Annotated in this window: 16 protein-coding genes and 1 other RNA gene; 7 read left to right on the plus strand and 10 right to left on the minus strand. The window is 72.1% G+C overall.

The features are described 5' to 3' along the window. Positions 1–3: 3 nt before the first annotated feature. A complete protein-coding gene (locus tag ACTMMA_RS15585; RefSeq protein ID WP_441191036.1) occupies positions 4–1,350 on the plus strand; it encodes a hypothetical protein in 1,347 nt (448 codons plus the stop codon). Positions 1,351–1,403: 53 nt separating this feature from the next. Here ACTMMA_RS15585 and ACTMMA_RS15590 read toward each other — a convergent pair whose 3' ends face one another. Genes ACTMMA_RS15590 through ACTMMA_RS15600 form a run of 3 tightly spaced genes read right to left on the minus strand, consistent with a single transcriptional unit; the run spans position 1,404 to position 4,148 of the window. Further along, positions 1,404–2,204 (minus strand): aspartate/glutamate racemase family protein, encoded by an 801-nt coding sequence (locus ACTMMA_RS15590; protein WP_441191037.1) that lies wholly within the window; start codon positions 2,202–2,204, stop codon positions 1,404–1,406. Beyond that, a complete protein-coding gene (locus ACTMMA_RS15595) occupies positions 2,201–3,466 on the minus strand; it encodes a carboxylate--amine ligase (RefSeq protein WP_441191038.1) in 1,266 nt (421 codons plus the stop codon). Before ACTMMA_RS15595 ends, ACTMMA_RS15590 begins: the two co-directional genes overlap by 4 nt. 13 nt (positions 3,467–3,479) lie before the next feature. After that, the gene (locus tag ACTMMA_RS15600; RefSeq protein WP_441191039.1) at positions 3,480–4,148 is read right to left on the minus strand and encodes an IMPACT family protein; all 669 of its coding nucleotides are present in this window, start codon (positions 4,146–4,148) and stop codon (positions 3,480–3,482) included. Between the two features lie 90 nt (positions 4,149–4,238). On the opposite strand from ACTMMA_RS15600, the gene ACTMMA_RS15605 reads away from it, so the two are divergent. The 4 genes from ACTMMA_RS15605 (at position 4,239) to ACTMMA_RS15620 (ending at position 7,679) form a co-directional block, all read left to right on the plus strand. Next, on the plus strand, positions 4,239–4,868 hold the full coding sequence (locus ACTMMA_RS15605; RefSeq protein ID WP_441191040.1) for a copper resistance CopC family protein: 630 nt from the start codon (positions 4,239–4,241) through the stop codon (positions 4,866–4,868). Between the two features lie 220 nt (positions 4,869–5,088). Further along, positions 5,089–5,334: a DUF3073 domain-containing protein gene (locus ACTMMA_RS15610; RefSeq protein WP_441191041.1), complete on the plus strand. Its 246-nt coding sequence runs from the start codon at positions 5,089–5,091 to the stop codon at positions 5,332–5,334. After that, positions 5,294–7,099 carry an ABC transporter ATP-binding protein gene (locus ACTMMA_RS15615; protein ID WP_441191042.1) on the plus strand — a complete coding sequence of 602 codons (1,806 nt, stop codon included), beginning with the start codon at positions 5,294–5,296 and terminating at the stop codon, positions 7,097–7,099. The genes ACTMMA_RS15610 and ACTMMA_RS15615 overlap by 41 nt, the downstream gene beginning before the upstream one ends. Before the next feature lie 34 nt (positions 7,100–7,133). Continuing rightward, entirely contained in the window at positions 7,134–7,679 is a 546-nt protein-coding gene (locus tag ACTMMA_RS15620) for a hypothetical protein (protein WP_441191043.1), read from the plus strand. A 20-nt stretch (positions 7,680–7,699) separates the two neighbouring features. Here ACTMMA_RS15620 and purM read toward each other — a convergent pair whose 3' ends face one another. Together purM and purF are read right to left on the minus strand one after the other, a co-directional pair. Then, entirely contained in the window at positions 7,700–8,815 is a 1,116-nt protein-coding gene (gene purM, locus ACTMMA_RS15625) for a phosphoribosylformylglycinamidine cyclo-ligase (protein WP_441191044.1), read from the minus strand. Positions 8,816–8,988: 173 nt separating this feature from the next. Continuing rightward, positions 8,989–10,569, minus strand: coding sequence for an amidophosphoribosyltransferase (gene purF / locus ACTMMA_RS15630; RefSeq protein WP_441191045.1), 1,581 nt, complete (start codon positions 10,567–10,569; stop codon positions 8,989–8,991). Positions 10,570–10,678: 109 nt separating this feature from the next. Here purF and ACTMMA_RS15635 point away from each other — a divergent pair, with 109 nt between their 5' ends. Beyond that, positions 10,679–11,398 carry a DsbA family oxidoreductase gene (locus ACTMMA_RS15635; protein ID WP_441191046.1) on the plus strand — a complete coding sequence of 240 codons (720 nt, stop codon included), beginning with the start codon at positions 10,679–10,681 and terminating at the stop codon, positions 11,396–11,398. Positions 11,399–11,467: 69 nt separating this feature from the next. Here the strand turns inward: ACTMMA_RS15635 and ACTMMA_RS15640 are convergent, their stop codons facing one another. Further along, positions 11,468–11,746: a hypothetical protein gene (locus ACTMMA_RS15640; protein ID WP_441191047.1), complete on the minus strand. Its 279-nt coding sequence runs from the start codon at positions 11,744–11,746 to the stop codon at positions 11,468–11,470. Between the two features lie 131 nt (positions 11,747–11,877). Here ACTMMA_RS15640 and ACTMMA_RS15645 point away from each other — a divergent pair, with 131 nt between their 5' ends. After that, positions 11,878–12,327, plus strand: coding sequence for a winged helix-turn-helix domain-containing protein (locus tag ACTMMA_RS15645; protein ID WP_441191048.1), 450 nt, complete (start codon positions 11,878–11,880; stop codon positions 12,325–12,327). A 35-nt stretch (positions 12,328–12,362) separates the two neighbouring features. On the opposite strand, the gene ACTMMA_RS15650 is transcribed toward ACTMMA_RS15645, so the two are convergent. From ACTMMA_RS15650 to ACTMMA_RS15665, 4 genes are all read right to left on the minus strand, one after another. Further along, positions 12,363–12,731 (minus strand): sterol carrier family protein, encoded by a 369-nt coding sequence (locus ACTMMA_RS15650; protein WP_441191049.1) that lies wholly within the window; start codon positions 12,729–12,731, stop codon positions 12,363–12,365. A gap of 3 nt (positions 12,732–12,734) precedes the next feature. Continuing rightward, a complete protein-coding gene (locus ACTMMA_RS15655) occupies positions 12,735–13,970 on the minus strand; it encodes an arginine deiminase (RefSeq protein ID WP_441191050.1) in 1,236 nt (411 codons plus the stop codon). A gap of 115 nt (positions 13,971–14,085) precedes the next feature. Beyond that, positions 14,086–14,182, minus strand: an RNA gene (gene ffs / locus ACTMMA_RS15660) — signal recognition particle sRNA small type. 151 nt (positions 14,183–14,333) lie between these two features. Further along, positions 14,334–15,623: an ISL3 family transposase gene (locus tag ACTMMA_RS15665; RefSeq protein ID WP_441189508.1), complete on the minus strand. Its 1,290-nt coding sequence runs from the start codon at positions 15,621–15,623 to the stop codon at positions 14,334–14,336. Between the last annotated feature and the right edge of the window lie 100 nt (positions 15,624–15,723).

The following is a 15,723-nucleotide window of genomic DNA, read 5'->3' on the forward strand; positions in this document are numbered from 1 at the left end:
GGGGTGCTCCTTCCCCTTCTCCTGCTGGCCACCGCCACGACCGCCTGCACGCCGCAGGCTCCCCCGGTCGGTGGGACGGCCCCGATCACCCAGGAGCAGGAGAGGGCGACGGGCGCCTCATACCCGAAGGCGGTGGAGGACGAGGCCGTGGCCGAGATGGTGCACGCGATGGACGAGGCGCTGACCGCCGGCGACGTCGACGCCTTCCTCGAGCACGTGTCGCCCGAGCTCCACGAGGAGCAACGGTCCTGGTTCGAGGCGGTCGCCAGCGTGCCGATGGACGTGCGCGGGCTGCGCGCCGACCGGATCGCCTCCCGCCGCTCGCCGGAGGGGACCGTGGTGCACGTGGGCCTGCGGCACCGCATCCAGGGCGGGGACCCGGAGCCGGTGATGCAGCAGTACCGCTGGACGGTGGCGCCCGGCGAGGACGGCCGGCCCCTGCTGGTGGAGGCGACGGGCCGCAACGGCCAGTTCTTCGGCAACCCCGCCCCCTGGGACCTCGGTCCTGTCGCGGCGCTGGAAGGCGACGGGGTCCTCGTCCTCGCGCCCGAGGATGCGCGGTCGGAGGCGGAGTTCCTCCTGCCGGGCCTGGAGGCTGCGGCGCGCGAGGTGCTGGAGGACTTCCCCACCCTGGCCGAGGACCGCCAGGTGCTGGTGGTCCAGCTCGTCACGGCCGACGTGCTGGCGGACGCCCTGGACGTGGACGAGGACGAGGGGTGGACCGCCGGTCTGGCGTGGCTCTACACCTCGCCCGACGACCCGGGAGGCGGGCGCTCCGGCGCTCCTGCCCTCGGGGTCGGGCGGCTCGGGCCGGTCGTGGCTCCGAGGGTGATGATCGACCTGGACTGGGCCGTGCAGGACCGGCAGGACTGGGGCGTCGGGCCCGGCGGCGATGTGACCCTGCGCTACTACGGGGCCAGCGCCGCGCTGCAGGGCGACGATCTGGACCACCATGCGGCGGAATGGCTGGTCATGGGGGTGTCGGAGTGGTACTCCACGCTCCGGTCGCGCGATGGCGAGGAGAACCTGCGCGACTGGGTGTCCGCCCGCCTCGGCGGCACCTCTCCCCAGTCGCTCCCGCCGATCGCCCCCACCCAGGGCGCAGACCCCGAGGAGGTCACCGCCGTCGCGGCCGGTTTCGCCCTCTACCTGTCCGACACCTACGGCGCCGACCGCGTCATGGAGCTGGCCCAGGAGCTGCTGCCCCTCGACGGCTGGTACGACGACACCCGGATCAGCGAGGTGATGACCTCCACGCTGGGCGCGAGCGAGGAGGAGCTGCTCGCCGGCTGGCAGGAGTGGGTGGCCGGGTTGGAGGAAAGGGCCCCCGCGAGCGTCGAGGGCCGCTGAGCGGGCGACTCCGTCCTGCGGGGCGGGGACGACAGGACTGCGACCGCGGCGCGTCAGGCCTGCGAGCGGGGGCCCAGGTCGGCGACGACCCTCGTCACCAGCGCCATCTGGGCGTCGACGACGTGGTCGGGCAGGTCGTGGTGCTGCTGCACCGCCTGCTCGGCCAGGACCGAGAACTCGGTGCAGCCGAGGAGGACGGCGTCGGCGCCGGTGGCGGCCCGCTGGCGGTCGACGAACTCCTCGAACTCCTCGGTCGTCACCTCGACCCCGGCCTTGACGCGCTCGTAGATCATCGCCATGACCTGGCGCTGGGCAGCCTCGTCCGGGAGCCGGACCTCCGCCCCGAGTCGCGCCAGCGCCTCCTGGTAGACCCCGCTGAGCAGGGTGCCGTCGGTGGCCAGCAGGGTGACGACCGGGCGCCGGTCACCGTCCCCGGCCACCCGACGGGCGGCGGCCACGACGGCCTCCGCCCCGACCTCGATGAGGCTCAGCACGGGGACCGGCAGGTCTGCCGCCGGCGGCAGGAAGGCGTGCAGGGTGTTGCAGGCGATGACGACCCGGTCGACGCCGAGCCGGGCCAGCACCTCCAGGTCACCCGTCAGGTAGGGCAGGGGGTCCTCGGCGTCGGCGTCCTTGAGGCGGGCGGTCCGGTCCGGGACCGTGGCGTGGTTGAGGACGACGGTGTCGATGTGCTCCTGGTCGGCCCCCGCCGGGGTCGCCCGGACCAGGGCGTCGAGGAAGGCCACGGTGGCGGCGGGCCCCATACCTCCCAGGACGCCAAGCACGGGGCGTCGCCAGGTGTCCGGCAGGAGGCGTCCCCGGTCGTCCCGTCCCCGGTCGTCCGTGGGTGTCACGAAGTCACCGGCCGGCGGTAGTTGCGGGCGAAGTTGCGGGTCAGCGCGGCGTCGTTGCGCACCTGGGCGGCGGTCCGGGACCAGTGCCGGTCGGCGCCGTAGACGTAGGGGCGCATGACGAAGCCGTTGCGCCGGATCTCCTTGACCCTGTCCCTCGTCGCCGGGTCCGTCACGTAGCGCATGAGCAGCGGCACGGGCACGACCGAGTAGAGCCAGCCGTCGCGCTGCAGGCCCATCTCCACGCCGTCCAGCGGGTCGCGGTCCTCGATGTGCTCGCGCACCAGCGGTGTCAGGAAGGGGTGACCGGCGGCGTGCAGGTAGCCGTGCGAGCGACCGAGCCGCGGGTTCAGCTCGAAGAAGTAGTGGGTGCCGTCGCGGGGGTCGACCTTGATGTCGAAGTTGGCGTGCCCGGTCCACCCGACGTGCTCGAGCAGCCGCGCCGCCTCGCTGACGGCATCGCCCTGCTCGGCGTGGATGATGGCCAGCGGGTTGCCGACCCAGGCGGGGTCGTGGTCCTCGAGCAGCACGTGGCCGACCCGCCCCCAGCGGACCGTGCCGGACCGGTCGGAGTAGGTGGTGACGACCCTCATCTGCTCGTCACCCCCGGGGATCCGCTCCTGGATGACCAGGGCACCGGCGTAGCCCGCGTCCGACATGACGCGGCGCTGGGCGAGCAGGTCGGACAGGTCGTCGGCGAAGCCGATCTTGCGCTTGCCGACGTAGTCGAGCTCGTAGAAGGCCGGGGGGTCGGCGGCCTTGAGGACCAGGGGCCACTTCATCCCCTCGAGCGCCTCGCCGACCTGGGTGTCGGTCAGCTCGTGCTCCAGGACCCGGGTCACCGGGTGGGCGACGCCGAGCTCGGCGCACAGCGCCGCGAAGTTCTGCTTGTCGTTGAGCCGCTCGATGAGGTCCAGCTGGGGATAGGGCACGACGAAGCGCTCGTCCAGCAGGTGTCGCATCGTGCCGATCCGCTCGATCCAGGCGTCCATCGTGCCCATCAGCAGGAAGCGGTGGCCGGGACGGGCGTCGGCGATGCCGTGCAGGTGGTCGGCCAGCGCGGGCAGGTCGTCCATCCCGGCGAAGATCAGGTTGTCGATGATGCGGGAGTCACGCACCGCGTAGGGGACGCCGCGGGTCAGGACGGTGGTGCGGACACCCAGCTCGGCGTGGAAGGCCCTGGCCAGCGTGTAGGTCGGCAGGTCGCCGCCGAGGACGACGGGGACGAAGGGGACCGTGCTCGAGCAGGGCGACGACGAGGGCATGATCGCGAAAATATCAGTCTGGGCTGGGCGGACCATGGTCCCCGTCGACCCACGTGTCGGCCTCCGAGCCCGGCACGACGACGGCCTGGCCGGCGGTCAGCTCCCCCAGCAGGCCGTCGACGTCCTCGGCCAGCGCCAGCGGGACGCGGAGGGTGAAGGTGACCTCGGCGCCGTAGTCGGCCCCCACGACCTCCACGCCGCGGCCCCGCAGGTCGTGCTCGAGGCGCCCGGCCAGGTCGTGCCCGGCCCTCACCTCCAGCTGCCGGGCCAGCACCCTGGTCAGCACGAGCCCGTCCTCGACCGCCTGCTCCACGGCCGCCCGCACCGCATCCCCGTACGCCCGCGCCAGGCCACCCGTCCCCAGCAGCGTCCCGCCGAACCAGCGCGTGACCACGGCCACGACGTCGGTCAGGTCGGCGTGCGCGAGCGCCTCGAGCATCGGTGCGCCGGCGGTCCCGGCCGGCTCCCCGTCGTCGTTGGAGCGGCGCACGGCCCCGTCCGGTCCCAGCACGAACGCGGAGCAGTGGTGCCGCGCGTCCCAGTGGGTGCCGCGCGCCTCGTCCACGACGGCCCGCGCCGCGGCCTCGTCCTCGACCGGCCGCAGCCAGCACTCGAAGACCGACCTCTTCTCCTCGATCGAGGCCACGACGGGACCGGCGAGGGTCCGGTATGCGGTGCTCACGCCGGCTCCTTCTCGTCGAGGTCGCGGCCTAGCCCGGCGACCGCCGGCAGCCATCATCGATGAGGGTATCCGCCCTCCTAGACTCGGGGCATGCCTCTCCTCCGCGCCGTCCTGACCGTGCTGTTCTCCACGGCCCTGCTCCTCGTCGGTCCGGGGGCGCTGGCCCACGACGAGCTCATCGAAGCCTCCCCCGAGGACGGCCAGACGCTGGAGACCGCACCGGAAGCGATCGAGCTGACCTTCTCGGGCGAGATCGCCCAGGTCGGTGCCCAGCTGGCGGTGACGGGCGGAGACGTGGCCCAGCCGCTCGACGGCGCCCCCAGGGTCGAGGGGCTGACGCTGGTGCAGGACCTGGCCGACCTCGGCCCGGGCACCTACGAGGTGCTCTGGCGCGTGACCAGCCAGGACGGTCACCCGATCTCCGGGGCGTTCTCCTTCACGGTCGGCGGCGACGCGGGGGCGGCGCCCGCCTCCGGCGAGGACGACGAGACCGGCGGGGCCGGGAGCACCGACGAAACCGGTGAGGCCACGACGACGGCCACCTCCACCGAGCCCTCGGGCACCGGGTCGACCACCGGCTCCACCAGCGACACCGAGGGCGACGCGGCCGAGGACGGCGCGGCGGGCGGCATGCCCACCTGGGTCTGGGCCGTCGTGGGCCTCGGGGTCGTGGGGCTGATCGGTCTCCTGGCCCTGACCTGGTCCCGCGGGCGCCGCTGAGGAGGACCGCCCGGGGCGAGGGGAACCCCATACCCCGGCCGGCCCGAAAGGGCCTGGAGCGCAGCCGAAACCGGCTGGTCGTCACGGGCGATGGTGTTTGTGAGTCCGGTCTCATGTAATCTGTGCCTCACGAACGCACACATCCCCCGGGCCGGCTCCGCGACCTGACAACCGCAGCCAGCGATGCCGTCCGGCAGAGTCGACACAAGGGGGTCACGCCATGGGGCGCGGCCGAGCCAAGGCAAAGCAGATCAAGGTTGCGCGGAGGTTGAAGTACAACTCCGCACCAGCCACCGACCTCACCGCTCTGGAGCGAGAGCTCCGCGGCGCCGGACGGGACGACTACACCTCCCCGGTCCCGGACGACGACGAGGATGAGCTGGAGGACCCCTACGCCTCCTACGACGAGGACGACGACGACGAGGGTGACGACGACTACTCGTCCTGGGCCGCCGGCCAGCGCTGACTCCTCGCGACATCCCCTGGGCCAGCTCTGGTCCCGATACCGCCAGTACCGCGGTCGAGTCCTGCTCGGATTCGTCCTGTCCACGATCCGCAAGGTCATGGACGTCATGCCCGAGCTGCTCATCGGCGCCGCCATCGACGTCGTCGTGCGCGGGTCCGACTCCTTCGTGGCCTCGCTGCTCGGCGTCGAGGACCGGCGTGAGCAGATCGTCTGGCTGGCGGTCATCAACGGCGTCGTCTGGGTGCTGGAGTCGACCTTCGACTACCTGGCGGCGCTGACCTGGCGCAACCTGGCCCAGCAGGTCGAGCATGACCTGCGACTGGAGGCCTACGGCCACGTCCAGGGGCTGGACATGGCCTGGCACGAGACCAGGCCTACGGGGCAGACCCTCGCCGTGGTCAACGACGACGTCAACCAGCTCGAGCGCTTCCTGGACACCGGCGTCGACCGCCTCTGGCAGCTGGCGCTCAATGTCGTCCTGGTGGGTGCGGTCTTCGCCGCCAGTTCCCTGACCCTGACGCTGCTGGCCTTCCTGCCGATCCCGGTGATCATCGTCGGGTCGCTGTGGTTCCAGCGTCGTCTCGAGCCCCGCTACGCCGTCGTCCGGGGCGCTGTCGCGCGGATCAGCAGCCTGGTGTCGGCCAACCTCGGCGGCATGGCGACCATCAAGTCGTTCACCGCGGAGGGCCGTGAGCTGGAGCGCGTCCGGGAGGCCTCCGACGCCTACCGCCTCGCCAACGCCGACGCCATCCGGGCCTCGGCCGCCTTCGTGCCGCTGATCCGGATGGCGATCCTGGTCGGCTTCACGATGACCCTGCTGCTGGGCGGCTGGATGGCCCTGGACGGCCGGCTGGAGGTCGGGCTCTACTCGGTCCTGGTCTTCATGACCCAACGCCTGCTGTGGCCGCTCACCTCGGTCGGGGAGGTGCTCGACCTCTACCAGCGGGCGATGGCGTCGGTGCGGCGCATCCTCGCCCTGCTCGACGAGCGCCCGCTGACCCTGCCCGGCGACCGCGAGCTGGCCGCCGTCTCGGGCACCCTGGAGCTGTCGGAGGTCCGCGCGGGCTACGGCGAGGGCCCCGACGTCCTCCACGACATCTCGATGACGATCCCGGCCGGGCAGGTGCACGCGATCGTCGGGCCCACGGGCGCGGGCAAGTCCACCTTGCTGCGTCTGCTGCTGCGCTTCACCGACCCGCGCGCCGGCCACGTGCTCCTCGACGGCGTCGACCTGCGCGAGCTCACCTGGGAGACCCTGCGCGGTCGGATCGGGTATGTGGCGCAGGATCCCTTCCTCTTCGAGGGCACCGTCGCCGACAACATCGCCTACGGACGCCCGGGGGCCTCGCGCGAGGAGGTCGTCCGCGCCGCCGAGCAGGCCCAGGCCTCGGCCTTCGTCGAGAGCATGCCGGAGGCCTACGACACCCACGTCGGCGAGCGGGGTGTCACCCTCTCCGGCGGCCAGCGGCAACGCCTGGCCCTGGCCCGGGCCATCCTGCGCGACCCGGCCGTCCTCATCCTCGACGAGGCCACCTCCGCCGTCGACAACGAGACCGAGGCCGCGATCCAGCGCTCCCTCGCCGAGGTCACCCGGGGGCGGACGACCGTGGTGGTCGCCCACCGGCTCTCCACGGTCAGGCACGCCGACCGCATCTGGGTCGTCGACGGCGGTCGCGTCGTGGACGCCGGCACGCACGACGAGCTCGCCTCCCGCCCCGGCCCCTATGCCGACCTGTGGGCGGTGCAGACGGGCGACCTGGCATGAGACGTCCACGAGTTTCACGTAGCCTGTCCGGACCATGACTACGCACCGCAACCGAGCAGAGGCCGTCTGGACCGACGAGACGGCCAGGGTCAAGGGGAAGCGCAACCGCAACAGGTTCTGGGTGCTCTTCGGCCTGATCGCGCTCGGCGCGGTCATCATCAGCCTGGCCTGGACCCGCATGATGGGCGTCACCGACGTGACCTACGAGCTGCGGCACTGCCAGCAGCCGATCGCCGAGGACGCCTCGTGGCAGGACGTCCAGGCCGCGGCCTGCGACCCCGCGCCGATCGAGGGCCTCACCGCCCGCCAGGTCGCCGCCAGCGACGAGCAGGAGCCGTCGTCCAGCTCCGGGTCCACCTGGACCTTCAAGGACGTCCCGGTCAACAGCCCGGAAAACAGCTTCCGCCTCCGGCTCACCGAGCCGGCCACCACCGTGGTCCTGGCCGAGCCCGGCAACGAGAAGATCCGGCGCGAGTTCACCGGCGACGCCGAGGGCATCCGCTGGAACGCCTTCGTCGGCAGCCGTGGCCCGAGCGAGTACTGGATCCTCGTGACCCCGGGCACCCCCGCGGAGCAGTAGGAGCCCGGGAGCGACCGGCCTCAGTAGCGGTAGTCGCCCAGCATCATCACGGCACCGCCGTCGACGCCCTTGGCTCCCTGGACGACCGGCGCGTCGTAGAGCGCGGCCGTCGAGGGGTCACCGACCGCACCCACGGTCCAGGCGTCGATGCCCTGCTCCGACAGCAGCGACAGGGCGCGGTCCACGCCCTCCGGCGCGACGACGGCCACGAAGCCGACGCCCATGTTGAGCGTCTGCTCCAGGTCGGGCAGCGGCACCTGGCCAAGCTCCTGGACCAGGCCGAAGATCGGCGGCGGCGTCCAGCAGCGCTCGACGGTGGCGAGCACCCCGGAGGGAAGCACCCGGGCCAGGTTGGCGGCGAGCCCACCACCGGTGACGTGCGAGAGGGCGTGCAGGCCCAGGTCGGCGCGGACCAGCTCCAGCAGCGGCCGGGTGTAGATGCGCGTGGGCTCCAGCGCCTCCTCCCCCAGCGTGCGGCCGAGCTCCTCGACGTGCCGGTCCCATTCCCAGCCGGCGGAGGCGACGACGCGGCGCACGAGCGAGTAGCCGTTGGAGTGCAGGCCCGAGGAGGCCAGCGCGATGACGACGTCGCCGTTCTCCACCAGGTGCGGGCCCAGCACCTTGTCGCGCTCGACCACGCCGGTCGCCGCGCCGGCCACGTCATACTCCTCCGGGTCGAGCAGACCGGGGTGCTCGGCGGTCTCTCCCCCGACGAGCGCGACACCGGCGATCTCGCACCCCCGCGCGATGCCGGACACGATCGCGGCGATCCGCTCGGGGACGACCTTGCCGCAGGCGATGTAGTCGGTCATGAACAGCGGCTCGGCCCCACTGACCACGATGTCGTCGACGACCATGCCGACCAGGTCCTGCCCGATCGTGTCGTGCACGTCCATGGCCTGGGCGATCGCGACCTTGGTCCCCACCCCGTCGGTCGAGGTCGCCAGGACGGGATGCTCCATGCCCTTGAGCGCGGAGGCGTCGAACATCCCCGCGAAGCCGCCCAGCCCACCCAGCACCTCGGGCCGGGTGGCCCGCGCGACCGAGGCCTTCATCAGCTCGACGGCCCGGTCCCCCGCGTGGACGTCGACGCCGGCGCTGGCGTAGGTGATCGGCTGGTTCTCGGACGTGGTCATGCAGGTCCCCTCAGGAGGTCTCGGGCAGGCAGCACAAGGGTATGCGGTCGACGCCTCGGCTGGTCGTACCCGGGTCGCCACCGCCCGACCGGCCAGATGGTGGCCCGACCAGCCAGTTATAACCGGCCGGTCGGGCCACCATCTGGCCGGTTGACGTGCAGGTCAAGCATGGCTCAGGGTCGGCGGACGGCCGCGTCGGCGCCGGCCGAGGCGGTGACCGGGACGCCCTCGACGTCCAGGGTGCCCACGTCGGTGACGTCCGCGTCCTCGTGGACGACCGGGAACTGCAGCTCGAGGACGTCCTTGCCCAGCTTGCCCTCCTCGGGCAGCTCGATCGGGTAGTCCCCGGAGAAGCAGGCCGTGCACAGGCTGCCGCGCTCCTGGGCGGTCGCCTCGATCATCGACTCCTCGCTGATGTAGCCCAGGGAGTCTGCGCCGATCGAGCGGGCGATGTCCTCCAGCTCCAGGCCGTTGGCGATCAGCTCGGCGCGGGTGGCGAAGTCGATCCCGTAGAAGCAGGGCCAGCGCACCGGCGGGGAGGAGATCCGCACGTGCACCTCGGCCGCGCCGGCCTCGCGCAGCATCCGCACCAGGGCCCGCTGGGTGTTGCCGCGCACGATCGAGTCGTCCACGACGACCAGGCGCTTGCCGCGGATGACGTCGCGCAGGGGGTTGAGCTTGAGCCGGATGCCGAGCTGACGGATGGTCTGGGAGGGCGCGATGAAGGTGCGGCCGACGTAGGCGTTCTTCACCAGGCCCTGGCCGTAGGGGATGCCCGAGGCCTCGGCGTAGCCGATCGCCGACGGCGTGCCCGAGTCCGGCGTCGGCATGACCATGTCGGCCTCGACCGGGTGCTCCTTGGCCAGGCGGCGGCCCATCTCGACACGGGCGTCGTAGACCTCGCGGCCGGCGATCGTGGTGTCGGGCCGGGCCAGATAGACCCACTCGAAGACGCACCGCTTGGGCACAGGCTTGGCGAAACGGCTGCTGCGCAGGCCGTTCTCGTCGATGGCGATCAGCTCACCGGGCTCGATCTCCCGGACGAAGGAGGCGCCGACGATGTCGAGGGCGGCCGTCTCGGAGGCCACCACCCAGCCACGCTCGAGGCGACCCAGGACGAGGGGACGGACCCCCTGGGGGTCGCGCGCCGCATACAGGGTGGTCTCGTCGCAGAAGACCAGGCTGAAGGCGCCGCGCAGCAGCGGGAGGACCTCCATCGCCGACTGCTCCAGGGAGCGGTCGCCGTCGGCGGTCAGGAGCGCGGTGACGATGGCCGTGTCGGTGGTGTTGCCGCGGCGCAGCTCACCGCGCGTGGTCGACAGGTCGCCGCCGTGCAGCTCGGCGAGGTGGTCGCGCAGCTCTGCGGTGTTGATGAGGTTGCCGTTGTGGGTCAGCGCCACGGTGCCGTCGTCGGTGCCGCCGAGCGTGGGCTGGGCGTTCTCCCACGAATTGCGCCCGGTGGTGGAGTAGCGGCAGTGCCCGACCGCCAAGTGACCGCGCAGGGAGGCGAGCGCCGACTCGTTGAAGACCTGGCTGACCAGGCCGACGTCCTTGTAGACCACGAGGCGCTGGCCGTCGCTGGTCGCGATGCCGGCCGCCTCCTGGCCGCGGTGCTGCAGGGCGTAGAGGCCGAAGTAGGCGAGCTTGGCGACCTCCTCGCCGGGCGCCCACACCCCGAAGACGCCGCAGGCGTCCTGGGGCAGACGCTCGTCCGGAAGGAGGTCGTGCGAGAGCAGTCCGTCGGGTCGTGCCACGAGGCGATCATCCCACAGCGGGAGGGCCGGGAAAGATGACGCGTCACGTGCGGGAGGGTGCCGGGCCGCCGCCGGGAATGGTGACGCGTCACGCCCGGTTGTCGAGGACATGCGTATCGACGTCTGGTCCGACATTGCCTGCCCCTGGTGCTACATCGGCAAGCGCCGCCTCGAGACGGCGCTGGCCGACTTCGAGCACGGCGACGAGGTCGAGGTGGTCTGGCACAGCTTCGAGCTGGACCCGTCTGCTCCCGTGCCGCCGACCGAGACCTCGGCGAGCGCGCTGGCCCGCAAGTACGGCCACGAGGGCCAGGTCGCCGCGATGATGCAGCAGGTCGGGCAGGTCGCCGCCCAGGAGGGGCTGGACTACCGCCTCGAGGACACCCTGCACCTCAACACCCGCGACGGTCACCGGCTGCTGCACCTGGCGCTGGAGACCGGCGGCCCCGCGCTGCAGGGTGCGCTGAAGGAAGCCCTGCTGGACGCCTACTTCGTCCAGGCCCGCGACGTCACCGACCACGAGGTGCTGCGCGAGCTGGCGACCGCCGCCGGGCTGGAGGCCGACGCCGTGCGGCGCGTGCTGGACGGCGACGACTACTCCGACGCCGTGGATAAGGACATCGAGGGCGCTCGTGCATACGGCGCCGGTGGCGTGCCGTTCGTGGTCGTCGGTGGCCGCTACGGCATCTCCGGCGCGCAGCCGGCCGACGTCTTCAAGGGCGCGATCGCCCAGGCCTGGTCCGAGCAGCACCCCACGCTGACGCACGTGGCCGGCGCCTCGTCCGAGGACTCCGCACCTGCGTGCGGCCCCGACGGCTGCACCGACTGAGCCGGCGGCCGGCGGCCGGCGGGCTGAGCCGGCGGCCAGCGGCTGAGCCGCCCTGCCCCTGGCGCGACGTCAGCTGCCGCGCTGGCTGCTGCGGTCCGCGACCAGGTAGGCGACCACGGCCAGCGCGCCGGTCAGGAGCGCCCCGACCATGCCGAGCAGGATGACCTCCTGCGTCAGCGAGCTGTTGGGGGCGTCCGGGCCGAAGAAGCCGACCAGGCCGCCGATGATGAAGCCCAGGAGCGCCCCCGAGATCACGAAGCGGGACAGCGACGGCCGCCGCCGCACCGGCAGGTAGGTGGTGCCCGCGTCCTCCTCGACCCGCTCACTGCCCTGCCAGTCCCCGTCCACCCGCGCCGCATCCTCGTGCGACGAGTGGTGGTCAGGCTCTCGGCCTCCAGGCTCTCGGCCTCTGCCCTCGTCCTCGCGTGTCACCCCCCCAGTATCGCCGATGGCTCAACCGACGTCAGGACGCAGGATCTGTGACGGGCGCCTCGGCCGCCACTCCTCCGACGCCAGCGCCCACCACCCCTCTCCCCTCGTCCCGCACCACCGCCCGCCGCGTCGACGTCGCCGCCATGAAGGCCTTCGCCCACCCGTTGCGTATGCAGATCTACCGCCACCTCCAGGAGCAGGGCGCGGCCACGTCGGCCCAGCTCGCGCGCCTGCTCGGGGAGAGCAGCGGGCAGACGAGCTATCACCTGCAGGACCCGACCTGGCGCTGGACGGGGACGCGTTCGCAGACCATCGCGACGTTCACCGCCGAGGAGTCGATCGCCCTCAACGACGCCCTCTCTGCGGTGGTCGAGGAGCACGTCGAGGCGGCACGGGAGCGCCACGACGAGGTCAGTGGGGACGCGGGCGCGGCCGGGCTTCGCCGGGTCCAGCTGCTCATCCACAGCTTCCCGCTGCCGCCGGCCAGGACCGTATGAGGCCGGACGGCCCAGCCGCAGGCCGGGCAGTCTGGTCAGCCCAGCGGCAGGTAGGGCGTCAGGTCGGCCCTGATCCCTGAGCTGCGCACGGCACCGCTGGCCTCCGCCTCGTCCCAGGCGAGCTCACCGGTCGCCAGGGCGAGCCAGGTCGCGGCATCGGTCTCGACCACGTTGGTGGGCGTGCCGCGCGTGTGACGCGGGCCCTCGATGCACTGCACCGCGGCGAACGGTGGGACCCGCACCTCCACGGACCGGCCGGGAGCGACCTCGGCCAGCTCCTCGAGCGAGTAGCGGACCGCCGTGGCGACCACGGACCGGGCGAGGCAGGAGCGGTCCGGCGAGCTGCGCCATACCTCCAAGGCCTCGACCCCGGCAGCCACCGGGGTCCGGCGACGGACCGCCACGGCTCAGCCCAGCGGGTCGCGCTCGATCGGGCAGGACATGCAGCGCGGGCCACCGCGCCCGCGGCCGAGCTCGCCGCCGGAGATCTCCAGCACCTCGATGCCCTGGCCGCGCAGATAGTCGTTGGTGACCGTGTTGCGCTCGTAGCCGACGACCACGCCGGGCTCCAGCGCCAGCACGTTGCAGCCGTCGTCCCACTGCTCGCGCATCGCGGCGCGCGGGTCTTGGTCGGCGGCGAGCACCCGGATGGAGGACAGACCCAGCGACTGCGCGATGACCTTGTCCATCTCGGAGGGGTCGTGGCGCTCGACGTGGATGTCGAGCTCGCCGTCCACGACGTCGCCGGCGGTCATCGTCCAGGACGTCAGCAGCGGCAGCTCGGTGTAGCGGGTGAAGGTCTCCTGGTCCAGCATCGTCATCACGGTGTCCAGGTGCATGACCGCGCGCGCCTTGGGCATGTCGAGCGCGACCACCGTGGTGACCTCGTCGCCGGCCAGCAGCTTGCGCGCCATCCGCTCGATCCCCATCGCGGTCGTGCGCTCGGAGATCCCGACGAGGACGGTGCCGTTGCCGGGCACGAGGATGTCGCCGCCCTCGGCCGTCGCCGGGCCGTCGTCGACGCCGTGCGCCCACCACTGCATCCCGGAGTCGGCGAACATCGGGTGGTAGCGGTAGATCGCGTCGTAGTGCACGGTCTCGCGGCGCCGCGCCTGCTTGTGCATCGAGTTGACCGCGACCCCGCCGTAGACCCACGCGGAGGTGTCGCGCGTGAAGAGGTGGTTGGGCAGCGGCTCCAGCACCATGTCGTGGTCACGCAGCTGCTCGATGAGCAGGGAGTGGGTGACGGGTATGCGGTCCAGCACCTCGGTCTTCGTCATGCCCCCGATCAGGTGCTGGGTGAGGGTCGCATCGTCCATCCCCTCGAACATGACCCGCAGCTCCTCTGCCGCCAGCGGGCCCATGTGGCGCTCGTCGAGGCTGTGGTCGAGCACGAAGGACTTCGCCTCCGGCACCGCGAGCGTCTCCTGCAGGAGGCGGTCGAAGTGGTGGACCGTGACGTCGCGCTCCCGCATCACCTCGACGAAGTGGTCGTGCTCCCGCTGAGCCTGCTCGACCCAGAGGATCTCGTCGAAGAGGTAGTCCTCCTTGTTGTCCGGGGTCAGGCGGTTCATCTCGAGACCGGGTCGGTGGACGATCACCTGGCGCAGGCGGCCCACCTCGGAACCGACGTGGAGAGGCATGCGGGGTCCTTTCGGCATGGGTCGTGCGTCGTGGTTCGTGGAGCGGCCCCATCCTCGCACGTATGCCGTCCTGCGGCTCGGGCGCCGACGACGCCCGGGCATCATCACGCCGGGCATGAAGAACCCCCCGCGCACCTGGAAGAGCTCGGCTGCCCTTGCTGCATTCCTGCCCTGGGGGAGTTCACCGAGGTACCACCGCACGGGGGGTCCGGCATCCAGTCTACGTGCTCCCCCGCGCCCGCACCCAATCCTCCGCCGGCCGCCCCAGCCCTCCCCCTCGGCCCCTGCACTTCCCGCGGACGCCGCGGCCTCCGGCATCTGCCCCGTTTTTCGGCTCTTCAACTTTGAGCGTGGCGCGGGTGTTCACGCCGCGATGGGTCGGGGCGCGTAGCCAATGATGCGGCATCGGTAGTTGTCGTGGTTGCGGTACCCCCGTCCGACCCTCTTGATCGTCTTCGCGGTCAGGTTCGCCGCCTCCGTCCTCGCGTTCGTCACCCTGGTTCGGCAGAAGGTGAGCAGCTCCCGCCGCCACGCGCGCAGGGTCCGGAACAGCGCTGCGGGCTCGGGCAGGCGGGTGGCGCGCACGGCGCGCTCGAGGTGGGCCCAGTGCCGCTGGAACGATGACGTGTCAGTGGCGCTGAGAACCTGACGGACGTGCTCCTTGATCCCCCAGGCGACGGCCAGCTCAACGTCCTCGGCGAGGATCTGCTGCAGCTTGGTCCGCTGACGCAGCGTGAGCCGATCACCGGCGCAGGTGAGCAGCTTGCGGTACTTCCACGAGGTGTCGGTGGCCCGGCCGCGGCGCTCGTGCAGCTCCCACACCCGGCGCCGGCGGACCTTGGTGACCATCTCGTTCGCCAGCCGCACCACGTGCCAGTGGTCGACGCTGACCCGGGCGCGCGGTAGTGCCCTGCGGACGGCGGCACGGAACTCGCCGGACATGTCGAGGGCGACGATCTGCACGCGCCGGCGCCACCACCGCGGCCGGGCCGCCAGCCAGGACGTGACGACTTTGCCGCGGCGTCCATCGACGACGTCGAGGATGGCCCCGTCGTCCAGGTTGGTGAACACGATTGACCACGGCTCGACCCGCTTCACGGCCTGGGTGTCGGGATCGCGCAGGTAGCGCACGGTGCGGAATCGGTGCTCATCGATCCCCAGATGCTTGACGTGCCGGCGGTCCACGCCGGTATCCAGGTCCACGGTGCTGGTGAGCATCCGCATTACCGTCGGCCACGACAGGTCCGCCTCGTGCGCGACGCGGGAGACCGCTCGCGGCTCGGCCCGACAGGCGGTGATCACCTGCTCCGCCAGCCGGGTCGTGACCCGGGCCCGGGCGGGCAGCTGCTCGGTCTCCTCGGTGAACGAGCGCCGCGGGCACAGCGGCTCCCGGCAGGCGTAGCGCCGCTTGCGCACGAGCACGTCCAGGGACTCCCCGCCGCACGGGACGTCCTTGACGTGCTGCATGGGTCGAGCCTGGACCCGCGAGGACAGCACCCCGCAGGACGGGCACGCGCCCTCGCTCGTGGTCGTCTCGATCACCACCTGCCGCGCTTGCTCATCGCCGACGGCAGGGCTGGCTGAGACGACTCGGTAGCCGGACAGGTTGAACAGGATCGACGCCGCATCGACGTCGAACGTAGGCTGGTGCACGCTCGCGGTCCTCGCTCATGGGATGTCTAGACAACACCCATGTTGGCGCAGGGCCGCGAGCCCTACCTCAGGGCCCCACCACGCTCAAAGTTGAAGGGCC

This window comes from Ornithinimicrobium panacihumi, assembly GCF_052073805.1.
In the GTDB taxonomy this organism is placed as follows: Bacteria; Actinomycetota; Actinomycetes; order Actinomycetales; family Dermatophilaceae; genus Ornithinicoccus; species Ornithinicoccus panacihumi.